This is a genomic window from Flavobacterium sp. Leaf82, assembly GCF_001422725.1.
Classification (GTDB): Bacteria; Bacteroidota; Bacteroidia; order Flavobacteriales; family Flavobacteriaceae; genus Flavobacterium.
The window spans coordinates 182,174-206,321 of the sequence record NZ_LMMA01000012.1; the positions used below are offsets into that span (position 1 = coordinate 182,174).

24 protein-coding genes and 1 pseudogene are annotated in these 24,148 nt (G+C 34.1%); 19 read left to right on the forward strand and 6 right to left on the reverse strand.

Annotated elements, in window-relative coordinates; translation table 11 throughout:
• Window positions 1-35 precede the first annotated feature (35 nt).
• Window positions 36-1,574 (forward strand): patatin-like phospholipase family protein, encoded by a 1,539-nt coding sequence (locus ASF10_RS09400; RefSeq protein ID WP_056248100.1) that lies wholly within the window; start codon window positions 36-38, stop codon window positions 1,572-1,574.
• Between the two features lie 62 nt (window positions 1,575-1,636).
• Window positions 1,637-3,043: a T9SS type A sorting domain-containing protein gene (locus tag ASF10_RS09405; RefSeq protein WP_241774936.1), complete on the forward strand. Its 1,407-nt coding sequence runs from the start codon at window positions 1,637-1,639 to the stop codon at window positions 3,041-3,043.
• 238 nt (window positions 3,044-3,281) lie between these two features.
• On the opposite strand, the gene ASF10_RS09410 is transcribed toward ASF10_RS09405, so the two are convergent.
• Window positions 3,282-3,890, reverse strand: coding sequence for a DapH/DapD/GlmU-related protein (locus tag ASF10_RS09410; RefSeq protein ID WP_241774937.1), 609 nt, complete (start codon window positions 3,888-3,890; stop codon window positions 3,282-3,284).
• Between the two features lie 403 nt (window positions 3,891-4,293).
• Between ASF10_RS09410 and serS the strand changes: the two genes are divergently transcribed.
• From serS to proC, 7 genes are all read left to right on the forward strand, one after another.
• Complete coding sequence (gene serS / locus ASF10_RS09415) at window positions 4,294-5,565, forward strand: serine--tRNA ligase (RefSeq protein ID WP_056248105.1); 1,272 nt, start codon at window positions 4,294-4,296, stop codon at window positions 5,563-5,565.
• Between the two features lie 143 nt (window positions 5,566-5,708).
• Complete coding sequence (lgt, locus tag ASF10_RS09420; protein ID WP_056248108.1) at window positions 5,709-6,533, forward strand: prolipoprotein diacylglyceryl transferase; 825 nt, start codon at window positions 5,709-5,711, stop codon at window positions 6,531-6,533.
• A gap of 187 nt (window positions 6,534-6,720) precedes the next feature.
• Complete coding sequence (locus ASF10_RS09425) at window positions 6,721-8,502, forward strand: tetratricopeptide repeat protein (protein WP_056248111.1); 1,782 nt, start codon at window positions 6,721-6,723, stop codon at window positions 8,500-8,502.
• Window positions 8,503-8,587: 85 nt separating this feature from the next.
• Window positions 8,588-8,899, forward strand: coding sequence for a DUF4286 family protein (locus ASF10_RS09430; protein WP_055094228.1), 312 nt, complete (start codon window positions 8,588-8,590; stop codon window positions 8,897-8,899).
• A 96-nt stretch (window positions 8,900-8,995) separates the two neighbouring features.
• Complete coding sequence (gene rsmA, locus ASF10_RS09435) at window positions 8,996-9,781, forward strand: 16S rRNA (adenine(1518)-N(6)/adenine(1519)-N(6))-dimethyltransferase RsmA (protein ID WP_056248114.1); 786 nt, start codon at window positions 8,996-8,998, stop codon at window positions 9,779-9,781.
• Window positions 9,765-11,114, forward strand: a complete 1,350-nt coding sequence (gene mgtE / locus ASF10_RS09440) for a magnesium transporter (RefSeq protein ID WP_056248117.1) — start codon at window positions 9,765-9,767, stop codon at window positions 11,112-11,114. Before rsmA ends, mgtE begins: the two co-directional genes overlap by 17 nt.
• A gap of 101 nt (window positions 11,115-11,215) precedes the next feature.
• The gene (gene proC, locus ASF10_RS09445; protein WP_056248121.1) at window positions 11,216-11,992 is read left to right on the forward strand and encodes a pyrroline-5-carboxylate reductase; all 777 of its coding nucleotides are present in this window, start codon (window positions 11,216-11,218) and stop codon (window positions 11,990-11,992) included.
• A gap of 302 nt (window positions 11,993-12,294) precedes the next feature.
• On the opposite strand, the pseudogene ASF10_RS24515 reads toward proC, so the two are convergent.
• The 4 genes and pseudogenes from ASF10_RS24515 to ASF10_RS09465 form a co-directional block, all read right to left on the reverse strand.
• Window positions 12,295-12,376: pseudogene (locus ASF10_RS24515) on the reverse strand (c-type cytochrome); the annotation flags it as partial.
• A gap of 209 nt (window positions 12,377-12,585) precedes the next feature.
• Complete coding sequence (locus tag ASF10_RS09455; RefSeq protein WP_056248127.1) at window positions 12,586-13,128, reverse strand: hypothetical protein; 543 nt, start codon at window positions 13,126-13,128, stop codon at window positions 12,586-12,588.
• 3 nt (window positions 13,129-13,131) lie between these two features.
• Window positions 13,132-14,277, reverse strand: a complete 1,146-nt coding sequence (gene nhaA / locus ASF10_RS09460) for a Na+/H+ antiporter NhaA (protein WP_056248129.1) — start codon at window positions 14,275-14,277, stop codon at window positions 13,132-13,134.
• A gap of 13 nt (window positions 14,278-14,290) precedes the next feature.
• Complete coding sequence (locus ASF10_RS09465; RefSeq protein ID WP_056248132.1) at window positions 14,291-14,983, reverse strand: aspartate/glutamate racemase family protein; 693 nt, start codon at window positions 14,981-14,983, stop codon at window positions 14,291-14,293.
• Window positions 14,984-15,090: 107 nt separating this feature from the next.
• Here ASF10_RS09465 and ASF10_RS09470 point away from each other — a divergent pair, with 107 nt between their 5' ends.
• The 5 genes from ASF10_RS09470 to ASF10_RS09490 all read left to right on the forward strand — a co-directional run bounded on the left by ASF10_RS09470 (window position 15,091) and on the right by ASF10_RS09490 (window position 18,248).
• Window positions 15,091-16,038: a 2-hydroxyacid dehydrogenase gene (locus ASF10_RS09470; protein WP_056248136.1), complete on the forward strand. Its 948-nt coding sequence runs from the start codon at window positions 15,091-15,093 to the stop codon at window positions 16,036-16,038.
• A 197-nt stretch (window positions 16,039-16,235) separates the two neighbouring features.
• Window positions 16,236-16,883: an RDD family protein gene (locus ASF10_RS09475; protein WP_056248139.1), complete on the forward strand. Its 648-nt coding sequence runs from the start codon at window positions 16,236-16,238 to the stop codon at window positions 16,881-16,883.
• A 76-nt stretch (window positions 16,884-16,959) separates the two neighbouring features.
• Entirely contained in the window at window positions 16,960-17,235 is a 276-nt protein-coding gene (locus tag ASF10_RS09480; RefSeq protein WP_056248141.1) for a TM2 domain-containing protein, read from the forward strand.
• A gap of 190 nt (window positions 17,236-17,425) precedes the next feature.
• Window positions 17,426-17,809 (forward strand): DUF4234 domain-containing protein, encoded by a 384-nt coding sequence (locus tag ASF10_RS09485; RefSeq protein WP_055094212.1) that lies wholly within the window; start codon window positions 17,426-17,428, stop codon window positions 17,807-17,809.
• Complete coding sequence (locus tag ASF10_RS09490; RefSeq protein ID WP_056248144.1) at window positions 17,784-18,248, forward strand: DUF2752 domain-containing protein; 465 nt, start codon at window positions 17,784-17,786, stop codon at window positions 18,246-18,248. Before ASF10_RS09485 ends, ASF10_RS09490 begins: the two co-directional genes overlap by 26 nt.
• 61 nt (window positions 18,249-18,309) lie before the next feature.
• On the opposite strand, the gene ASF10_RS09495 is transcribed toward ASF10_RS09490, so the two are convergent.
• Complete coding sequence (locus ASF10_RS09495) at window positions 18,310-20,112, reverse strand: GNAT family N-acyltransferase (RefSeq protein WP_056248146.1); 1,803 nt, start codon at window positions 20,110-20,112, stop codon at window positions 18,310-18,312.
• Window positions 20,113-20,229: 117 nt separating this feature from the next.
• Between ASF10_RS09495 and ASF10_RS09500 the strand changes: the two genes are divergently transcribed.
• From ASF10_RS09500 to ASF10_RS09520, 5 genes are all read left to right on the forward strand, one after another.
• Window positions 20,230-20,991 (forward strand): exodeoxyribonuclease III, encoded by a 762-nt coding sequence (locus tag ASF10_RS09500; RefSeq protein ID WP_056248149.1) that lies wholly within the window; start codon window positions 20,230-20,232, stop codon window positions 20,989-20,991.
• Window positions 20,992-21,201: 210 nt separating this feature from the next.
• The gene (locus tag ASF10_RS09505; RefSeq protein ID WP_055094204.1) at window positions 21,202-22,146 is read left to right on the forward strand and encodes an OmpA family protein; all 945 of its coding nucleotides are present in this window, start codon (window positions 21,202-21,204) and stop codon (window positions 22,144-22,146) included.
• 102 nt (window positions 22,147-22,248) lie between these two features.
• Window positions 22,249-22,500, forward strand: coding sequence for a hypothetical protein (locus ASF10_RS09510; protein ID WP_056248151.1), 252 nt, complete (start codon window positions 22,249-22,251; stop codon window positions 22,498-22,500).
• Window positions 22,493-22,792, forward strand: a complete 300-nt coding sequence (locus ASF10_RS09515; RefSeq protein WP_056248154.1) for a type II toxin-antitoxin system RelE/ParE family toxin — start codon at window positions 22,493-22,495, stop codon at window positions 22,790-22,792. Before ASF10_RS09510 ends, ASF10_RS09515 begins: the two co-directional genes overlap by 8 nt.
• A 234-nt stretch (window positions 22,793-23,026) precedes the next feature.
• Complete coding sequence (locus ASF10_RS09520) at window positions 23,027-24,064, forward strand: aldo/keto reductase (protein WP_056248156.1); 1,038 nt, start codon at window positions 23,027-23,029, stop codon at window positions 24,062-24,064.
• The last annotated feature ends 84 nt before the right edge of the window (window positions 24,065-24,148 follow it).

Consider the following 24,148-nt stretch of genomic DNA (forward strand, 5'->3'; position numbering starts at 1 on the left):
CCTTTAATGCATTAGCGATTATAAAAAGTCAAAAAATGAGATGTAAATACTGCCTGATATTGCTTTTTCTTCAAATAGGGTTTTCTCAAAACAAAATCAACCTTTTTTCAGAGATCAATTATAGTTCGATTCCTTCGGTTTCGTTAAGCGATTATAAGTCGGTTCAGGAACGCGATAAAAAGTTTCAAAATCCTAATATCGCTTTAGGAATTGGTATTTCGGGCGGAGGTTCGAGAGCGCAATTTTTTAGTATGGGCGTACTTTTGGGATTAGAGGAAATTCAGGAAGACAATTCGCAGCGTAATTTCCTGAACGAGATTGATTATTTCTCTACTGTTTCCGGAGGTTGTTTTTCGGCAGGTTATTATTTAACGATTCTTAAAAATAAATTGTTTTATGATAATTGTTCCTTCAACGAATTTTACTTTTCTAAAGCCGATGCTTATAAAGATTACGTCGATAAATCGGCAAATATATTGTCTCTTTTAAACAATAGCCGAAACGAAAAAGGCGATAAAATATCGATGACGCAACGAATAGATGCAGATATTTTGCAATACGACGCTTTGAATCCTGACAATACAAACAAGTTTGGAACCCAAATGATGATGTCGGATTTTTTTATTCCCAAAAACAGCAAGTCGGTTCCTTCTTTGCCCATGTTTGTGGCAAACGGAACGGCTTTTAATAACGGTGAACGCATTCCGTTTATGCCTCATATTATTAGAGGTTTGAATTTGAATTCGTCTTTGGCGCCTAATAAAGCTCCAATTGCTTTGAATGAAAACAATGTCAACGACGGATATAATTTTCCTTTAACATATGCAATTACGGCGAGTTCTGCTTTTCCGGGTGTTTTGCCAAAAGTGAAATTTGGCGTAAAAAATCAGGACAAAATATTGTGTATTGTCGATGGCGGCGCATCAGACAATATGGGCTACAGAACTTTGGTCGAATTACTGTACAACGATACAAAAGTGAGTGATAAAAACAAAAAAGCACTTTTTATTGATTGTCTGGGGCAAGGAAAAAAAACTCCTTATATAAACGATGCAAAAATAAGATTGATTTCGTTGTTTGAAACCGCTTCTTTATACACGGTTCAAACCAGATACATGACTTTTGATAAAGATGTCGAGAATACTTTTGAGCGTTACAAAATACCGGTTTCTAATTATCAGATTATTGGTTTTACTACAATTAGGGATTATTTGATAAAGATGCAAAAAGATTATCCGTATGAAGATTTAGTGTTTGAATTAAAAAACACAAATGACGAGGCGAGCAGTTGGGTAAAATTGTATGCAAATTTTAAGCAAGAACTGATCATGAAATTTGGAGAAGATTCGTTTAAAAAAGATAAAGACGGAGAAATAATTGTTGCAACATTAAGTAAAGATAAATTCAGGAATCTATCTGCCAGACAAGTTTTAATGTTATATGAATATGCCTCGCACGTTGAAACCAAATTGAGAATCACTCCTGAGGAAAGAGAAATTTTATTGCTTTCCGGTCGCTTTGCAGCGTATTTAAAAACCAATGAGTTGAAAGAATTATTGGTGGAACATAAATAATTTTGTCGAAATTTGATTTTTCTATTTAACCTTATTCCACTTTGAAAGAACAAATTATCTTATTGAAAAAAATACTGTTTGGTTTATTATTTCTGCCCGTTTTGGTTTCAGGTCAGGTAAAAAGTGATGATTCAGGAGAAAATGTTTCCCGTTATTTTTATGACGATCATGTTATTTCAGTAGAAATTTGGTTTGGAAAAGATAAAAAACCAGACAGTACCAAAACCTATTATTCGAACGGAAAACTGAATGAGATTTTTTATTATGACGATAAAGGACTTAAGGATTCTAATGCTTTTCAGTACAATAAACAAGGCGAAAAACTGGTTACCTGGAATTTTTCTCACGGAAAATTAGTCGGCAGAACCGATCATAAATTGCCATTTAACAAAGACAGGGAAGAAACGGTAAAAAATGCCCTTAAACTATTGACGGAAATCAATATCAAAACCAATTATAATCCTACCAAAATTAACGATCTCTACAATCGCGGAGTGTTAGGTATTACTCTTGGCAATACGACTCTCGCACTTGAGGATTTAAAAAAGGTAGAATATTCTATCGATAGGGATCCTAAAAACAAAGATATCGTCTTGTCTGACTCTTTAGAGAAAAAGAAAGCAGAACTTAGAAGTAAACTTTATGATAGACTGGCGAGTATTTATGCTTCGCTCGAAATGGAAAGTTTTGCTTTTAATTATTATCACAAAGCAATAAAAAATGCCCCTGATGATTTACGGATTTTATACAATTTTGCTGCCTTGCTGCAACAACGAAAATCGTATGATCTGGCGCGTTATTACCTGGAGAAAATTGTAACCCAAAAACCGGATCATGCACACGCGCAATGGGCACTTGCAAGATTGTACAGTGATACGGGTGAATACCAAAAAGCAATGGAAAATATTACTGTAGCTTTTAAAAGTGAAAAGGCGATCATAGAAAGAACCACAGCATATGGCGGCAGGGATTTAAGAACCACAAGAGCTTTGATCTATCATAAACTTGGAGAATCTGATAAAGGAATTGCCGATTTGAAATATGCCTTAAAAATGGATAAAAACAATTCGTATGCGATGAAAAATCTGGGTATTATTTATCTCGATCAACAAAAGTATAAGGAAGCTTGCGAATTATTCAGGAGTGCCAACGAACTTAATTATACACTGGTTTATGATGAGGTAGATTTGCCATCATTATTAGAAAGTGCCTGCAATAATATTCAGCCCGAAGTTGTTGATCATAAAAAGCCTTTTGTTTATCCAAATCCTGCTCAAACAACAATTTCGATTATGAATTTAAAAAGCAAAAATTTTGATTTCGAGTTTTTTGATTTCGAATCAAAAAGTGCACTAAAAGGTAAAACCAGCGACGGAACTATAAATGTTACAGGATTAACTTCTGGGTTTTATATCCTCAAAGTTACTATTGATAATGTTGTTGAAACATTCAAGGTGATAAAAGAATAAAAGCGACACATAAATAAGATATAGCTCCAGAAGAGCGATATATTTATAGAAAATTGTATTGGTTTTGTGTTCAAGCTCCATAGGAGCGACATATTAATGCGTAAAGGATTTCACCCCGCTGAGGCTCCACATTCGATTGGATTTTTATTGCTATAAATATTTCACCTCGCTGGGGTTTTGTTGGATCGAAAATAAAAAAACATTGGTTTAATCGCCTTTCATCGCGAAATGACGATAACTATTCCGGAATCACCTGTTCAATCAATTCCAGTCTTTTCACAATCGAATTTTTAACCAATATAGTTCCTGGCGACAAAACGGCATTTGCTCCAATTCTTGAATTATCGCCAACCAAAGAACCAAATTTATCCGAGTTAGTTTCGATAATCTGATTATCATAAAGCACGGATATTTTCTTATTGGTTCTTTCGTTATAATGATTTGCTGCAATCGAACCTGCTTCAAAATTTATGTTTCTGCCAATAATGCTGTTGCCAATATAATTAAAATGGGCAATTGCGGTTCCTGAGCAAATAATGCTGCTTTTTATTTCACATCCCGGACCAATTTTTACCGATTGATCTAAATAAACCCCTTCTCTAAAATATGCATTTGCACCAATGTAGCAATTCTCGCCGATAATTGCAGGTTTTTTGATCGTTACATTGTTTTCGATAGTGGCGGTTTTATGAATTGCAATATTATCTTCGATCGTGTAATCTTCACCAAGATCTAAAATCATTTTTTCGATTATCCTTTTGAGATCATTCGTAATATTCCAGGGTTCTGAAGTCGAAAGATTGCTGAAAGTCTTAGAGAAATCCTCGATAAAATGGTCGATAAGCATGATGATAGTTTTTAATGGCAATTTACTAATTTTTTATTTTCGAAGATGTTAAGTTTCGCAAGCTTCACGAAGAAATATTAAAAATAAAGCTCCATCGGAGCGTTATATATATAGAAATCGAATTGGGTTTGTGTTCAAAGCTCCATTGGAGCGACATATTAATGCGCCAAGGATTTCACCCTCGCTTGGCTCTAGATTTGATTGATTTTTTTATGCTATAAATAGATTATTCCGCTTGTGTTTAAATTTTATTCAAAATCTTTTTATATCTCTGTTTGATATGATGCCTTTTTGCTGAATACTTGTCAAATAACTTTACAATCAACTTTGTCGTAATCTTAGGAAACATTTCCTTAAATTTGCTTCCATTATAAAAAAATACAATAGTTATAAAAATCAAGCTATGTTACAAATCGCATTTATTAGAGAGAATCAGGAGAAAGTAATCAAGGCTTTAGCAAAACGAAATATCGATGCTAAAAGCGTTGTTGAAGAAGTCGTGCAATTAGACGAAAACCGTCGTGCAACACAAGTTGAATTAGACAACACTTTATCTGAATCTAATAAATTATCCAAAGATATTGGAGAATTAATGAAAGCGGGAGACAAGTCTAAAGCGGCAATCTTAAAAGAAAAAACGGTTTCATTAAAAGAAAAAAGTAAAGAATTAGGTGAAAAAGCAGAAGCTTTGGCAACCGAATTAACTCATAAATTATACACATTACCAAATCTTCCGGCTGATATCGTTCCTGAAGGAAAAACTCCGGATGACAATTTGAATGTTTTTGAAGAAGGTGATATTCCGGTTCTTCATGAAGGTGCACAACCTCACTGGGAATTGGTAAAAAAATACGACATCATTGATTTTGAATTGGGTGTAAAAATTACAGGAGCAGGATTTCCGGTTTATAAAGGAAAAGGGGCGCGTTTGCAACGTGCTTTGATCAATTACTTTTTAGATAAAAATACTGCTGCGGGATATAACGAAGTTCAGGTGCCGCATTTGGTAAACGAAGCTTCAGGTTACGGAACTGGACAATTACCGGACAAAGAAGGACAAATGTATCACTCAACAATTGATGATTTATATTTGATTCCAACAGCTGAGGTTCCGGTTACAAATTTATTCCGCGATGTTTTATTAAGCGAAACCGAATTACCGGTTTTATATACGGCTTATACGCCATGTTTCCGTCGTGAAGCGGGTTCTTACGGAGCACACGTACGCGGATTAAACCGTTTGCACCAATTTGATAAAGTAGAAATCGTGCGTGTTGAACATCCTGATAAGTCTTATGAAGCGCTTGACGGAATGGTAGAACACGTAAAAGATATTTTGAAAGAATTGAAATTACCGTACCGCGTTTTACGTTTATGTGGTGGCGATATGGGTTTCACATCGGCTTTGACCTATGATTTTGAAGTGTTTTCTACAGCGCAGGATCGTTGGTTAGAGATTAGTTCAGTTTCTAACTTCGAAACTTTTCAGGCAAATCGTTTGAAATTGCGTTTTAAAGACAAAGACGGTAAAAACCAATTGGCACACACGCTTAACGGAAGTTCATTGGCTTTGCCAAGGGTTTTGGCAGGGATTTTAGAAAATTACCAAACTCCGGAAGGAATCGTAATTCCAGAAGTTTTACGCCCTTATTGTGGATTTGATATTATAAATTAAGAATAAAATAAAGTTTACAGTCGCAATATTCAGTTAGCGGTCCCAGTTTTCGGTTTAAGGTTACACATTTTTGTGAAACTTAAAACTGCGACTGAAAACCGATACTAAACATTGCGACTGAATACTTTTAAAAAGTACCCTATATGAACGGAATTTTAAATTGGAATGTAGATCCGGTTATTGTCATGATAACAGATAGTTTTCCTTTAAAATATTATGGAGCTCTTTTTGCCACCGGACTTTTACTGGGATATTATATCGTAAGAGGTATTTACAAAAAAGAGCATCTTTCTGTAGATAATCTGGACAGTTTACTCGTATATGTTATCGTAGGAACAATTTTAGGAGCGAGATTAGGACATTGCTTTTTTTATGAACCTTCTTATTTTTTACAACATCCTATAGAAATTTTACTGCCAATTCAAAAAGTGGCGGGAGTTTATAAATTTGTGGGTTATCAGGGTCTGGCAAGTCACGGAGGATCAATTGGGGTTTTGATAGCAATGATTTTATATTGCAGGAAATACAAAGTTAAGTTCTTGTGGCTGTTGGATAAAATGGCAATTGGAGTTCCGGTTACAGGCGCTTTTATCAGGTTTGGGAATTTTATGAATTCTGAAATCTATGGTAAACCAACAAACGGAAACTGGGGAGTTGTTTTTCAAAGAGACGATATGATCCCGAGACATCCAACACAATTGTACGAAGCATTTGCTTATTTGTTGATTTTCGTAATTGTTCTCTATCTTTATAAATCAGAAACAATCAAAAAAGCCGACGGATTTATTTTTGGATGGTTCCTGACCTTAATGTTTGTGGCAAGATTTATAATCGAATTTTTCAAGGAAAATCAAGAAAGCTTCGAGAATAATATGATCATTAATATGGGGCAAATACTTAGTATTCCGTTTATATTAATTGGCGTAGCTTTGATAATCTGGAAATCTAGGAAACAGGTGGTGATATAGTTTACAGTTGCAGTTTACAGTCGCAGTCGCAGTTTACAGTGAATTGCGCTGAATATTGAGACTAAATCTAGTTTGCAGTCACAGTTTACAGTGAATTACACTGAATACCGAGACTGAATACTGAATACCGCGACTGAAAACTGCGACTGCGACTGAATACTGAAAAATACTGAAAAAAGACTGAAATATGAAAAACATCTTTATTTACATCGTTTTATTATGGTCTACTTTTGCGTTAGCACAAAATGAGCAACTTGCTCAATATTACTTTGATAAAGGTGATTTCGAGAAAGCTAAAATCAGTTATGAAGAGCTTTTGAAATTTTCGCCGTCTAATACCCAATATTTTTTAAGGACGATCGATTGTTATCAGCAATTGCAACAATTTGATATAGCTCAAAAAGTTATTCAGGATCGATATAACAGATATAAACAAGGCGTTTTTTTGGTAGAATTAGGATATAACTTTCAATTACAGAAAAACGAGGCTAAAGCCAAAAATTATTACGAACAGGCGATAGAAAAAATCAAAACAAGCCCAAATGATGTTTACGGAATTGGGAATTCTTTTGAGAAAAAAGTGTTGCTTGAATATGCTTTAAAAGCGTATCAGACAGCAATGCAGATTCAGCCTAATTATAATTTCAATTTCCAGATTGGAATGTTGTACGGACAATTGGGTAAAACAGATCAAATGATCGATCTTTTATTGACTGAATCATACAACAATCAGCAGAACGCCAATTTAATTCAGACGCAATTATCGCGTTTTATGAATGGTGAAACAGATAATACGGCTTTTAAAGATGCAATGCGTAAAGCATTAATACTAAGAACTCAAAAAGATCAGGACGTTTTCTGGAACCATTATTTAAGTTGGTTTTATGTACAGCAAAAAGAATTTGGAAAAGCCTTTATTCAGGAAAAAGCCATTTATAAGCGTGATCCGGAATCACTTTCGAGTATTGTCAATTTAAGTCAGTTTGCCCTGAATGAAGATGATACAGATACTGCGGCAGAAATTCTGAATTTTATACTTCAAAACACTAAGGATTTAGATTTGCTGGTGCAGACGAATTCGTATTTAATGCAAATTAAAATTGACAAAGCTCAGGAAAAAGATTATCCCGTAATCAATACTGAGTTACAACAATTGCTTACAACCTATGAAATAACTCCTTTTACCTTATCTTTGCAAATAATTCAGGCGCATTTCCTGGCTTTTAATCTTAAAAAAACTGAAGAAGGGAAGGCGATTGTTAAAAAAGCGCTCGAATTAAATTTGAATGATTATCAAAAAGCAGATGCGAAGATGGAGTTAGCAGACATCTTGCTTTTAGAAGAAAAGTTCAATCAGGCGTTGATTTATTATTCGCAGATTCAATTGGATCTTAAGAATGATGTCATGGCGCACGAAGCAAGTTTAAAAGCGGCGAAAACAAGTTATTACAAAGGTGATTTTGAATGGGCTTTAAAACAGTTTAAAGAGTTAAAAGCAGCAAACACGCAATTGATTGCCAATGATGCCCTGGAATATTTTTTATTGATAAACGATAATACTGCTGCTGATTCGACACAAACGGCATTAAAGCAATTTGCAAAAGGTGATTTTTTAATCTATCAAAATAAGAAACCCGAAGCGATTGTTCAGTTTCAGAGTATTCTTAAAAGCTTTAAAGGGCAGGAAATAGAAGCTGTAACATTGTTGCGTTTGGGTAAAATATATGAAAGTCAAAAAGATTTTAATTCGGCTTTAAGCCAATATCAACAGATTATTGACAATCATAGCGACGGAATTTATGTAGATGAAGCGCTGTTTTTTTCGGCAGAAATTTACAACGACGAATTCAAAGATATAGAAAAGGCAAAACCTTTATATGAGAAGGTAATTTTTAATCATCAGGACAGTATTTACTTTGTTGATGCCAGAAAAAAATACCGCGAGTTACGAGGAGATAAAAATTTATAATTCAGATTATTGGATTTTTAGAGCGTTAGATTATTCGAAAATCTAATAATCTAATTAGTCTGATAATTTAACAATCTAGAAAGAAATGATTATTTACAACGTTACCACAAATATACACGAGAGCGTTCACGACCAATGGTTAAAATGGATGCAGGAAAAACATATACCGGAAATTCTGGCTACCAATAAATTTTCTTCGGCAAGAATCGTAAGGGTTTTAATTGAAGAAGAAATGGGCGGAATCACCTATTCGGTTCAATATGTTACGGATAGTAAAGAAACTTTAGACCAATATTATATCGAGGATGAACCCAAATTTCATCAGGAAGCGTTAGGATTGTTTGCAGATAAAATGCTTTCTTTCAGAACAGAGTTGGAAGTTATTTCAGAACATTAAAGAGACTTTTAGATCATTAGACTTCTTAGATTTTTAGACTTACTGGAAATCTAAAAATCTAAGAAGTCTGGAAATCTAAGAATCTAAAAAAAGAAAATGGAAAAAGTAAAAGCTAAAAAACATTTAGGACAACATTTCCTGAAAGACGAAAGCATCGCAAAAGCAATTGCAGATACTTTAAGCTTAAAAGGATATGATGAGGTTTTAGAAATAGGACCGGGGATGGGTGTGTTGACTAAATATTTGCTTGACAAACCAGTTAATACACACGTGATCGAAATCGATGGTGAATCTGTGGTGTATTTGGGTGAAAATTATCCAAAATTAAAAGACAAAATTATCTCTCAGGATTTCCTGAAATACAATATAAACGAGGTTTATGAAAATAAACAATTCGCTATTATTGGAAATTTCCCTTATAATATTTCAACGCAAATTGTTTTCAGGACTTTAGAATTCAAACATCAGATTCCGGAATTTTCGGGGATGTTCCAGAAAGAAGTTGCTGAAAGAATCTGCGAGAAAAAAGGCTCAAAGGCTTACGGAATCTTATCCGTACTGGCTCAGGCTTTCTATGATACAGAGTATCTGTTTACGGTAGATGAAAACGTCTTTATTCCTCCGCCCAAGGTCAAATCGGGTGTGATGAAAATGACCCGAAAGGAAGATTATAGCCTTCCGTGCGGAGAAAGGTTGTTTTTTACAGTAGTAAAAACGGCTTTTCAGCAAAGACGAAAAACATTACGTAACAGTTTGAAAACATTAAATTTATCCGATGAATTGCGATTAGACACTATCTTTGATAAACGTCCCGAGCAGCTTAGCGTAGACGAGTTTATTGTTCTGACTCAAAAAATAGAAGCCGATGGAGTTCAAAGTTAGCAAAGAATTAATCCACCAGTTAGAAGAGCATATCGTTAACAAAAACGACAAAGAACTTGAAGTTTTATTGAATGATTTGCACCACGCTGATATTGCCGAAATCCTGGATGAACTGGATTTCGACGAGGCAACTTATATTTTTAAGGTTTTAGATAGTGATAAAACGGCAGAAATTCTTCTTGAATTAGAAGATGATTTGCGTGAAAACATCTTAAGCCGACTTTCGCCAAAAGAAATTGCAGAAGAGCTTGATGAGCTTGAAACCAATGACGCGGCGGATATTATTGGTGAACTTTCGCAGGAAATAAAAGCGGAGGTAATCTCTGAGCTTAATGACGTTGAACACGCAAAAGACATTGTCGATTTGTTGCGTTACGACGAAAATTCTGCCGGTGGTTTGATGGGTAAAGAGTTGGTAAAAGTCAACGAAAACTGGAATGTATTAACTTGTGTAAAAGAAATGCGTATTCAGGCAGAAAACGTTTCCAGAGTGCATTCTATTTATGTGGTTGATGATGAAAATCGCCTTAAAGGAAGATTGTCATTAAAAGACTTATTGACGACTTCGACCAAAACCCAGATCTCAGATATTTATATTCGAAAATTAAACTTTGTAAACGTAGATACCGAAGATGTTGAGGTAGCGCGTATCATGCAAAAATACGATTTAGAGGCGATTCCGGTTGTTGATGAATTAGGAAGATTGGTAGGTAGAATTACCATCGATGATATCGTAGACGTAATCAAGGACGAAGCAGATAAGGATTACCAATTAGCAGCGGGTATTACGCAAGACGTAGAATCAAACGATAGTGTTCTTGAACTGACCAAAGCACGTTTGCCGTGGCTTTTAATAGGGATGGTAATCGAAATTGTAGCATCATTTGTTCTAAAAGGAAACGAAGCGACATTTCAAAAATATTCGACTTTGATTATTTTCGTGCCATTGCTTTCTGCGACTGCCGGAAATATTGGTGTTCAGGCATCGGCAATTGTGGTGCAGGGTTTGGCAAACGGAACATTAAAAGAATTCAGCCGTGGCTATTTTAGTAAAGAGATTAGCGTTTCGATGATTTCAGGAACTATTATATCGTTGCTTTTGCTGGCGTATCACTCTGTAATGTACCAACAATATTTAGTGGGAGTCGCGATTTCTATTTCGATGATTGTAGTAATTTTATTTGCTGCAACATTAGGAACTTTAGTTCCGTTGTTTTTGCATAAAAACAAAATTGACCCCGCAATTGCAACAGGTCCGTTTATTACAACAACCAATGACGTATTTGGAATTATGCTCTACTTTGGAGTAGCCAAATTGATTCTTGGTTTCTAAGTTTTTTGCAACAAATTAATAGAATACAGTGATTTAAGATCTGTAAAATCTGTGTAATTTGTGGCTGAAAAATCCGCTATTAACCAGCCAATAAATAAGCAATGAAAGTACATATTATAGGAGGAGGAAATCTTGGGGTTTCTATAGCCTTGGGAATTGCTAAATTCTCAAAAAACAACCAGGTTACCGTTACCAGAAGAAATATCGCCAGTATCCAATATTTATCAGAGTACGGAATCACGGTTTCATCTGATAATAAACATAATATTCAAGAAGCCGATGTGGTAATTTTAACCATAAAGCCCTATCAGGTTGATACTGTTTTTGCTGAAATTTTATCAGCAATTCCGGGAAAAACGATTGCTTCGGCAGTGAGTGGTTTGTCACTTGATATGCTTCAGGAAAAAACAAACAATGCTTTTCCGGTAATTCGTATTATGCCCAATATTGCGGCACAATTTGGCGAATCAGCAACTTGTATTTCTTTTCCTGAAAAAGACAGGGAAAAAGCATTGCCAATTGTGGACTTGTTTCAGGATCTGGGAACTGCTCCTGTAATCGACGAAAAATTAATGGATGCCGCAACTGTTCTTGGTGCATGCGGAACTGCTTATGCTTTGCGATATATTCGTGCCTCGATGCAAGCCGGAATCGAAATAGGTTTTGATTCTCAAACCGCTTTGGCAATTGCAGCACAAACCGTAAAAGGAGCCGCTAAAATGCTATTAGAGGAGAAAGTGCATCCGGAACAATTAATTGATCGTGTAACAACGCCTCAAGGCTGTACAATTGTTGGTTTGAATGAAATGGAACACAATGGTTTCAGTTCATCATTGATAAAAGGTATCAAAACTTCTTTGAAACAAATTAAAGGATAGTTTAAAGAAAAAATCCTATATAAAAAAATCCCAAATTCCAATTTGATAAATCTGGAGTTTGGGATTTTTGTTTTTACAATCAAGTTTTATTATAGAATCGAAATGACAAATATTGCGTATAATGGCGTTTGGAATTTAATAACGTGTTGTTGAGCAATAATCTATTAGTAAAGTAAGGCTTTCTTCATTTACAAAATCTTTAAACATCGTTCTGTGATAATCTATTCCTAATTTATCAATTTTCATGCTGTCAATTATGTGGTTTTTATCGATCATCCATTTTACAAAGACCAGAGAATCTATGTTACGAAGTGCAGGGCCGGTACTTTTGGCGTCTAGTTTGTGGCAAGCTGCGCAATTCGAATTAAAAATTTCTTTTCCTTCATATTGATTTTCTGTTAATTGAGGATTTGAAGTTCCACAAAAAGAGACAGGAATTCTACAATTAAAAGCTGGTGGGACGTATGTTTTTATTTGATAGAATATAAATCCGATAATTACAGTGATAAGTAAAACTGAAAATAAAATAATATGACGGATTCTATTCATTTGCAATAGTTGTTAATTGGAATTTAGAATTTAATTATTAGAATTTACTTCTTAATCAATTGTATATACTTTCTCCCACATTCCGAAATCTTAGTATAAGAATTCATAGCATTGCCATAATTCTGAATGGTAAGTGTATCTGTAGCATAATTAGCACCAATTCCTACTGGAATTTCTAATTGTTTAGAATCTGTTTCAGGCTCAGTTATAGAATCATTGTCTTCTTCGCGGCTGATGTCTCCTTCATATTCATCCCATTCTATACCTTCTAAAACAATAGATTTTTCTCCTGATTGGCTTGTGCTAAAACTTGCGATGCCTTTTAATTGGCGAAGTTTTGTTTTTAGCAAATATGTATAACCGCTTTTGGTTTTGATGATTTCTACAGAAATTTTACATTCATCTGAGTTGTCCGGCTCAGGTTGAGTTTCGTATAAACCTTCAATAGATTCTTCATTTGTTTTTGTTTCCAGCGAAATATTTGCGTTTGGTGTATCTTTTTCAACTACAGGTTTTGGCTTATTCTCGCAGGCAGAAAGAAATAATACCAGTATAAATGCCGATGTAATTTTACATATCCAATTCATAAATTAAGAGGTTTTAGTTCTTGTCAAAATGTATTTTAAATAGATAAATCCCAGAATTCCTGAAATTACGGAAGCAATCAAAATAGCAATTTTAGAAAAAATGATAGTCTGTGGATCTTTAAAAGCTAAAATCGTAATAAAAATTGACATCGTAAAACCGATTCCGCCAAGCATTCCGGCGCCAAGGATATGAGCCCATTTTAAACTTTTGGGCAAAGCGCACAATCCGGCACTTACTCCAATCGAAGAAAAAAGCAAGATTCCTAACGGCTTTCCTATGACTAAGCCTAAAATAATACCAAATGTATTGGGATGATTTAATCCCTGATGCCAGTCTGGTTCAATGGCAATGCAGGTATTTGCAATTGCAAATAGTGGCAGGATTACAAAAGCAACCGGTTTATGCAAAAAATGCTGTAATTTATACGAAGAAGATTTTTCGCCACCATCTCCAAACGGAATCACAAATGCTAATATGACACCGGTAATTGTAGCGTGAACACCAGAATTAAGCATGAAATACCACATTGCAACTCCTCCTATTAAATACGGAATAAGATTGTGAATTTTCATTCGGTTCAAAATAAACAACAAACCCCAAATCCCTAAAGCAATGGAAAGATTTATAAAAGCAATAGAAGTTGTGTAGAAAATAGCAATTACAATGATAGCGCCCAAATCATCAATAACCGCCAATGCGGTTAAAAATACTTTTAAAGATGCCGGAACTTTTTTTCCTAAAAGAGATAAAATTCCAATTGCAAAAGCAATGTCTGTTGCCATTGGTATTCCTGCACCGTTTTGTGTTGCCGTTCCAAAATTTAAAGCCAGGAAAATTGCTGCCGGAACCAGCATTCCGCCAAAAGCGGCCATAATTGGTAAAGAAGCATTTTTGATATTAGACAATTCACCGTGATAAATTTCCCGTTCTAATTCTAAACCAATCAATAAAAAGAAAATTGCCATTAAACCGTCATTGATCCAATGTGTGATTGAATGCCCGTTGAAATCTTTCTCCCAAAAAGCAATATATTCTGTTTGAAAAGAAGAGTTGGCAAGGTAAAGAGATATAATCGTGACAAAGAGCAAGAGTAATCCTCCTGATTTTTCATTGTCAAAAAAGGATTTAAAAGTCTTGGTTAATTTCATTTTAATTTGATATTTATTCTAATGCAAATTCAACAGCTTTTTTTGCATGAATTTCTGCTGTTTTAAAGAGTTCAGCATCCGTATATTCATTAGTAATTAATAATTCTATTTCTGTACATCCCAATATAATTCCTTCAGCTCCCTGATGAATTAAATCAGTAATTATGTCTAAAAAGATATTTCGTGAATTGTTGTTTATAATTCCTTTTACAAGCTCGTCATATATAATTCTATGAATCTGATGTCTTTGTTCCTGGTTGGGAACTATGGTTTCTATATTGTATTTATCCAATAACCTGCCTTTAAAAAAATCTTGTTCCATTGTAAAAGAGGTTCCCAGCAGTCCTATCTTTTTAATTTTTTTTTCGTTAATTTTTTCGGCAGCTGCATCAACGATATGGATTAAAGGAATCGATATGTTTTTTTCTATTTCATCTGATAATTTATGCATGGTGTTGGTGCATAATACAATGAAATCAGCTCCACTTTTTTCAAGTTTTCGAGCTGCTCGTGTCATTAAAATTGCTAGTTTGTCCCATTCTCCATTTTTTTGCAATTCTGCAATTTTATTAAAATCAACAGAGTACATTATAGACTCGCACGAATGAACGCCACCTAGTTTTTTCTGAACGGTTCTATTGATTATTTGATAATATAATGTAGAACTTTCCCATGACATACCTCCAATCAAACCAATTGTTTTCATAAAAACCGTTTTATGCGAATTTACACATTTATTAGTGATTTTTTGGGTTAAAACAGAAAGCCGTATTTTTTTTGTTACTTTGTTTTTCTAATTTAAGTTATAATTTCATGTCAATTAAAGTTTTACATATCGATAGCAATCATCCAATTTTATGGCAACAATTAGAAGATGCCGGTTTTGAAAACCACGCCGATTTTAAATCTTCCAAAGAAGAAATTGAGGCTAAAATTCAGGATTATAACGGAATCGTAATTCGAAGCCGTTTTAAAATCGATAAAACCTTTCTGGACAAAGCCACCAATTTACAGTTTATTGCCAGAGTTGGCGCAGGTTTAGAAAGTATTGATTGTGATTATGCAGAAGCGAAAGCAATACATCTTATTGCTGCTCCTGAAGGTAATCGCAACGCTGTTGCAGAACATTCGCTTGGTGTAATTTTATCCTTGTTTAATAATCTGAACCAGGCCAACGCCGAAATAAAAACCGGACAATGGAATCGCGAAAGCAATCGTGGTCATGAACTCGACGGAAAAACAGTTGGAATTATTGGTTATGGAAACATGGGAAAAGCTTTTGCCAAAAAACTTCGCGGTTTTGAAACAGAAGTACTTTTTTATGATATTTTAGAAAATATTGGTGATGAAAATGCTAAACAAGTTTCATTGCAGGAACTACAGCAAAAAGCAGATGTTTTGAGTTTGCATCTTCCGTGGACTCCTGAAACAGACAAAATGGTAAATGCAGATTTTATAAATGCATTTGCAAAGCCTTTCTGGATCATAAATACTTCGCGCGGTAAAAATATAGTTACAGCTGATTTAGTTGCAGCAATGAGGTCTGAAAAGATTTTAGGAGCTGGTCTGGATGTATTGGAGTATGAAAAATTATCTTTCGAAACACTTTTTCAGGATAAAAACACTCCGGAGGCTTTTCAATATCTTTTAGAAGCTAAAAATGTATTGTTAACGCCTCATATTGCAGGCTGGACTTTTGAAAGCCACGAACGTTTGGCGCAAGTTATTGTAGATAAAATAAAAGCAGTTTATTCAAAATAAATTTAACGGAATAAAAAAATCTTTCAATCCTAAATTTTTAGAATTTTATAACGAGTTATTTCTGAAGATTTCTACAATCAGAATTAGTTTTTAATGTTAATTTTTAATAATATTGTTTCCGATTTGGCTAAATATCTAAAAAATATGAAGTTTAAATTCCCAAAAACATTATTTAACTAACTAATTTGCTGTAGTCTATGATTATCTTCGGAAGTAAAACTGTTGGGAGTACTGTGAAATCCGGAAAATTTGATTGTCCAAATTGCAGAAGGGAAGAAAGCTACAAGTTGAAAAACTACAAAAAGTACTTTCATATCTTTTTTATTCCGTTGTTTAAAATTCAGGACCTTGGTGATGAGTTAAACTGTTTCTTCTGTAATACGGTCTACATTCCCGGATCTATTTTGTCTCAGGAACAATATGATACAAGAAATAAATTAGGAACCCTTTCTTCTGAAGAAAATAATCGCTTAGGTCTGGAACCGTGCGATTTTGGAAAAAGAATTGGAGCTTATGCAATTGATCTTGCTATTATGTATGCTATAAGTTTAGCTATAGTTTTACTTGTGCCATCGATCTCCATGTTTTTTATGTTTATTGGATTCATTTATTTTATAGTTTGTGATTTTGCCCTGAAAGGATCTTCTTTAGGGAAACTGGCATTGTCTATAAAAACAGTTGATTTTGAAGAAAACAAGGAGATTCTTGCTTATAATATAATTTTACGAAACCTTATTAAAGGAGTTTGTGTTTATTTTCCTCCTTTATTTATGGCTTCATCACTGAATCAGGATAAAAGGGCCATTCATGATTTAGTAGCTAAAACAATGGTTGTCGATAAATAGTTTTTGGCTGTTTATCAGGATTTGGTTTTTAGCAAATTTGTAACATATTATTATTAACTATAAAAGGGAATAAAAAATGGAAAATACAAAAAGAGAAGAATGGAATAATCCGCAAGGCTACAGAGGAGAAAACAAAAGAGTACTTGCGGGAATTCTGGCTATAGTGTTGGGCGCTTTGGGAATTCATAAATTTTATCTTGGTTATACCAAAGAAGGAATTATCCAGCTTATTCTTGGATTTATGTTCGGAATTGGCGGATTAATAGGGATCATAGAAGGTATTTTATATTTACTAAAAACCGATGAAGAATTTTATCAAACCTATCAGATAGGTTATAAAGGTTGGTTTTAATGTAAACGGAATAATGAAGTTTTACACAATACTGGGAAACGCCAATATGTGAACTTTTTTTAATACAATAATAACGTATAAGGAACGAAAGTTGATTTTTAGAGATTTATTTTCGCATTCCTTTTAAAATAAAAAGCCCGTCTAATGCTTAGAATTAGAAATAACATAACCCTTAATTAAATAATAAAAAATGGAAAACAATTTTCAAGAAACGTCTAATAATTTTAATGAGCAAATTCCGGTATTCAAAGTAGATCCAATAATGGTATTGGTTTTTGGAATTTTATCTTGTGGTTTGTACTTAATTTATTGGAATATTAAAGTATCTGAAGTTTTTAATGCCGTTGCCGGAAAAGAAGTTATCTCGCAGCCAATTGCAATTTTTGCAGGATGTTGTATGCCGGTAAATATTTATTTTTATTACCTGGCAGGTAAAGAGGCATTGCCAAAAGTTTATGAGAAAACTGGTGAACTTCAAAAAGATCAATCTACTTTATTAATTGTTTTGGGACTTTTCTTTCCAGTAGCAGCAGCAATGATTGTACAAGGTGATATCAACAGATTATACAAATAATAGCAGAGTAAAGCGTAAAGTTTACGGAATTATAGGTGCAGTAATTACACTTATAATTCCGTTTTTACTAATGCTTAACAATCATAATGATCATTTAGAAACTGATCAGTCATTTTGTCCCTTTAAAATGATTACAGGCTTTCCTTGCCCGGGTTGTGGCATAACAAAGTCCTTAGTTTATTTTTATCAGGGAGATATCTATAAAAGTCTGAGTTATCATATTCTGGGGCCTTTTGTTATTATATTTTGCTGGTTGACCATCATTATATTAACGACAGAAATTATTACCAAAAAAGAATACTTTACAGGACTTTTATACAATAGAAAACTGGCTTATAACATGGCTTATCTTTTAGCCTTTTATCATTTTATACGATTAGTTCTGTTTATCAGGAATAATTCTTTTGATGATATATTACATCAGTCTATTTGGTTTTAAAACATAAAAAATCCCATTTGTCTAAGACAATGGGATTTTTTTAATTTATATCGATTTGTAATTAATCTTCTTTCTCAGATAATTTACGCTCTAATTCTATTTGAAATTCTTCGATAACAGGTTTCATGGTGCTTTCAGGAATATCTGCGATTCTAATGTACATTAAACCATCTACGGCATTGTTAAACAAAGGATCGACGTTAAAAGCGACAACACGGGCATTTTGCTTGATGTACTTTTTAATTAAAACCGGTAAACGTAAATTTCCTGGTTCTAACTCGTCAATAATTTTGTCGAATTTATTTAAGTCTGATTCTGCTTCATCAAAGATAAAATCTTTATCAGCGTCTTTCAGTTTTACTTTGTACGCTTTCTTAGGGTGAATGTATTGCGCAATATACGGATCATAATAATTAGACTTCATGAACTCGATCATCAATGATTTCGAAAAGTCAGAGAACTGATTGCTAATACTTACTCCGCCCAATAAATACTTATGTTCAGGATAACGTAAAGTAGTATGAATAATACCTTTCCATAAAAGGAATAAAGGCATAGGTTTTTGCTGGTATTCTTTGATAATAAAGGCACGACCCATTTCGATTGATTTATGCATCATATCGTGTAATTCAGGCTCGAATCTAAACAAATCATTCAAGTAGAAACCTTCGATTCCGTATTTAGGGTAAATCTCAGAACCTAATCCCATACGATATGCACCAGCAATTTTTTTAGTATCATCATCCCATAAAAACATATGGTGATAATATTGATCAAACTTATCCAGGTCGATAGATTCATTAGTTCCTTCGCCAACTTCACGGAAAGTAATTTCTCGTAAACGACCAATTTCGTGCAGGATATTAGGGATCGATTTTGCTCTTGCAAAAAACACTTCGTAGTTTTTACTTTGCAGCAAACGGCAATCACTATTTCTTAGGGCATTAACTTCGTCAAGCATTTTTGATTCACTTGCCGGCGTTACGATTTTTTTAGGTGCTTTGGGTATTTTTAAGCTTGCAGTATCTAATAATTTGCTGTCCTTTTCAAAAGGGTTCGCCAGCATATAGGTTTTCTTTCTTAAAAACTCTGAGTAATCTTCAAACGATTCAAACTCATTTTGCTCATTTACAGAAATTGGTTTCCCAATACGAACCTTAATTACACGATCTTTTTGCGTTAACAATTCTGATGGTAATTTTGCAGTTCTTAAAGTATCATCGATTTTAGAAAGCCAGTAGAATAATCGGCTGTTTTTGGCATGAAAATAAATAGGCACAACCGGAACTTTGGCCTTTCTGATTAATTTTAATGCTCCTTCTTCCCAAGGTTTATCCACAACTAATTTCCCGTCTTTATAAGTAGACACTTCTCCGGCAGGAAAAATACCCAACGGTTTTCCGTCACTTAAATGACGCAGGGTTTCTTTAATTCCAACAACGCTCGATTTAGCATCCTTATGATTCTCAAAAGGATTAACCGGCATGATGTATTTTTTAAGCGGAACAATTCGGTGTAATAAAAAGTTGGCAATAATCTTGAAATTAGGTTCTCTTTCGAGCATTAATTTCAAAAGCAAAATACCATCAATTCCTCCAAGCGGATGATTTGAAATGGTAATGTAAGCGCCATCTTTAGGCAAACGTTTTAAATCTTCTTCAGGAATTTCGAACTTAATCTGTAATTCATCTAATACTCCGTTTAAAAACGCAACGTCTTCTAAATGTTTATTATGATCGTAAATTTTATTAAGGGTAGAGATCTTAAGAACCTTCATAAGAATCCAGCCTGAAAAAGTACCTAAAACTCCGTACTTGTCAACATTTATTGCCTTTGCAACTTCTTTCGCGGTAACTAAACCCATGTACTATTTTTAATTTATTAGAGCAGCGAACAAAGATAACAAAAAAGTCTACTTTTCGTTGATTCAAACACAAACTTTCCACATTTTTATTACATTTGGAATCCAAAAAAAACGCTGATGAAAATTATTTCTTATAATGTAAACGGAATACGTGCCGCAATAGCTAAAGGCTTTATCGAATGGCTGCAACAAGCTAATCCTGATGTTATTTGTCTTCAGGAAATAAAAGCCACAGAAGAACAAATTCCGGTAAATGATATTACAGCCGCAGGTTATCCGTATCAATATTATTATCCGGCAACCAAAAAAGGATATAGCGGCGTGGCTATCTTATCAAAAATAAAACCCAATAATGTGTTTTACGGAACCGGAATTCAGCACATGGATTTTGAAGGTCGTAACCTTCGTGTTGATTTTGATGATTGTTCTGTAATGAGTTTATACCTTCCGTCAGGAACTAATATAGAAAGATTAGATCATAAATTTATGTTTATGGATGACTTTCAAACCTATGTAAACGAGCTAAAACTAACGATTCCAAATCTTATTATCTGTGGCGATTACAACATTTGCCACGAAGCGATAGATATTCATGATCCGGTTCGCAACAAAACCGTTTCAGGATTTTTACCGGCAGAACGTGCCTGGCTTGATGGCTTTATGAAATCTGGTTTCGTTGATAGTTTCCGTCATTTCAACAAAGACCCACATCATTATTCCTGGTGGAGTTACCGCGCCGGTGCCAGAGGAAACAACAAAGGATGGCGTATCGATTATAATCTGGTAAGTGACTCTTTGCAACACAGATTAAAACGTGCGGTAATTCTTCCGGATGCTGTACACTCAGATCATTGTCCGGTTTTAGTCGAAATCGAGTAAAGTTTGGTATTGTTCTTGTTGAGAGAATAGCTGTTTAAAATAAAGAGCTACTTTACTTAGAGCGTTAGGAGCTATTTCCAGCTATCCGCTATATCTTTACTTGCCTAAAGAAGGCAAGCAAAGGATATCGCTGCTATCTGGGCTAGAAATCCCGTTCAACAAAAAAGTTCTTGAGTTATTAATCCGCCCCAAATAAATAAAAAAAGTAAAATGATTAAAAAGGCCTCCATCGGATTACTAGTTTTAGCCTTGTCTATGACTTCATGCGTATCCAAGAAAATTTACAACGATCTGGAAACAAAATATTCAGATCTTAAAAAAGAAAACCGTTCGATCGCAGATCAAAACGCCGATTTGCAAAAATCAAAAAATCAGCTTGAATTAGATCGCGATGCATTAACAAAAGATTTAAATGCAACAAAATCTGACCTTGAAAAACAAAAAGCAGATCTTGCAGCGCAGCAAAAAAAATATAAAGTCTTGCAGGATTCTTATAATGCATTAGAGAAAAACAGCAACGATGCATTAGAAAGCAATATGGCTAAAAACCGTGAATTGCTGGCGCAATTAGAAGCAAAATCTAAAAAATTAGCCGATGAGCAAGCACGTCTTGATAAAACAGCAAGTCGCTTAAACGAACTTGAGGCTATGATTGCTGCTAAAGAAGAAGCGATGCGCAAACTAAAAGAAACTTTGTCTAAAGCCTTAAACGGTTTTGAAGGTAAAGGTTTGACAGTAGAGCAAAAAAACGGAAAAGTATATGTTTCTATGGAAAACAAACTGCTTTTTAACTCAGGAAGCTGGGCCGTTGGAGTAGAAGGTAGAAAAGCCGTTGTAGAATTAGGGAAAGTATTAGGGGACAATCCGGATCTTTCGGTTCTTATCGAAGGTCATACAGATGATGATCCATATGCAGGTTCAGGACCAATTGCAAACAACTGGGATTTATCGACAAAAAGAGCTACAGCAATTGTAAATATTTTAAGCGAAAATGCTAAAATCAATAAACAAAAACTAACAGCAGCAGGACGTAGCGAATTTTCTCCGCTTGCAAGCAATGCAACTCCCGAAGGAAAAGCAAAAAACCGCAGAATCGAAATCATCTTAACACCAAGATTAGATGAAATCGCCGAAATGCTTAATAGTATAAACTAAGGGACTGAGTTTCTAAGGTTCAAAGGCTCAGAGTTTTTAAACTTTGGGCCTTTTTTAATTTTATATTTTTGTAACTTTGAAACTCTTAAAAAAGCTATAATTATGGGACTTCCAGAATTAAAAGATAAAATACGTCATCAATTAGATCTTGCCGATGAAAGAGTGTTGCGAATTGTGTCTTCCGTATTTGATAACTATTTAAATGAAGTAGTTTCATATGATGTGCAAGGAAATCCTCTAACTTTATCAGAATATAATAATAAAGTTGAAGAGGGCTTAAATGATGTTAGGTACAATCGAATAATTTCAAAAGAAGATTTGTCAAAAGAAATTGAAAATTGGGATAATGAGTGATGATAAACTTGTGATTTTTTGGACAAACAATGCAAAAGAAGATTTAAAAGATATTTATATTTCATTAAAGAAAGCCACGTCAAAAGAAAAGGCGGAAAAAATTATACATGAATTGTTTAATTGTACAGATAATATTGTTTTTGCTGAACAATTTCAGTTAGATGAATATAGATTTGATTGCCGAAGAATTATAATTAGAAATTATAAAGTATTATATCAGATTAAAGAAAATTCAATTTTTGTAATTAGGGTTTTTAATTCGTTTCAAAACCCTATAATAAGCTTAAAATAAAAAAAGCTCAAAGTAAAACTTTGAGCTTTTTTTATTTTTCAGGGAGCAAAATCTTAGCCACTTAAAATCTTAGTTCCTCAGCAACTTAAAAAATAAACCTTATCCTTTTTTTAACTTTTGTACAATTTTCATTTGAAAAATCCCGTCGTATATTTGAGTTTTATAAATAATAAGCTGAAAGCTTCGAAAAGACTTAGCGACTCAGATTGTTAGAAACTTAGAACCTCAAAAAAAATGAAATACACAACACTACCCAACACCGATATAAAAGTTAGTAAAATAAACCTCGGAACAATGACTTTCGGGCAACAAAACACAGAAGCCGAAGGACATCAGCAAATGGATTATGCACTCGAAAGAGGTATTAATTTTTTTGATACTGCCGAGATGTATTCTGTTCCTGCAAACGAAGCGACTTATGGAAGCACGGAGAAAATTATAGGAACGTGGTTTAAGAAAACCGGAAATCGCGAAAAAGTAGTTTTGGCATCTAAAATTGCAGGTCCAAACCCAAATTTCACTTACATGCGTGAGAAAGTGGATTTCTCTCCTGAAAGTATTAAATATGCTTTAGAAAACAGCTTAAAACGCCTTCAGACAGATTACATCGATTTGTATCAAATGCATTGGCCGGAAAGAGAAACCAATTACTTCGGGCAACGCGGTTTTAAAGATTATGAATCTCAATGGGAAGATAATTTCAGGGAAGTCCTCGAAACTTTTGATGGATTAATCAAAGAAGGAAAAATCAAACATATTGGTGTTTCGAATGAAAATGCGTGGGGAATGATGCGTTTTCTTGAAGAAAGCAAATATCAAAACCTGCCAAGAATCAAAACGGTTCAAAATCCGTATAATTTATTAAATCGTCTTTTTGAAGTGGGTTCTGCCGAAGTTTCTAAGTATGAAAATGTGGGTTTATTAGCTTATTCTCCTTTAGCCTTTGGGGTTTTAACAGGTAAGTTTTTAACCGGAGAAGCACATCCAAACGCGAGAATTAATCTTTTTCCGCAATACACACGATATAATAGCGATCAATGTACACAAGCAACAAGATTGTATCAGGAAATTGCTAAAAAACACGGTTTAACATTGACAGAACTTGCAATGGGATTTGTGTTGCAACAACCGTTTTTGACAAGTGCCATTATTGGTGCAACCACAATGGAACAATTAAAAGAAAATATCGATACAATTGATGTGTTCTTATCAAAGGAAATTTTAACCGAAATTGCAGCAGTTCAGGCAATAATTCCTGATCCGGCTCCTTAAGAAAATTGGCAGATTTTTTTTTAGTCTTTAAAAGAATACAGCCATAAAGTATGTCATTTCGACAAAGGAGAAATCTCCACAAGA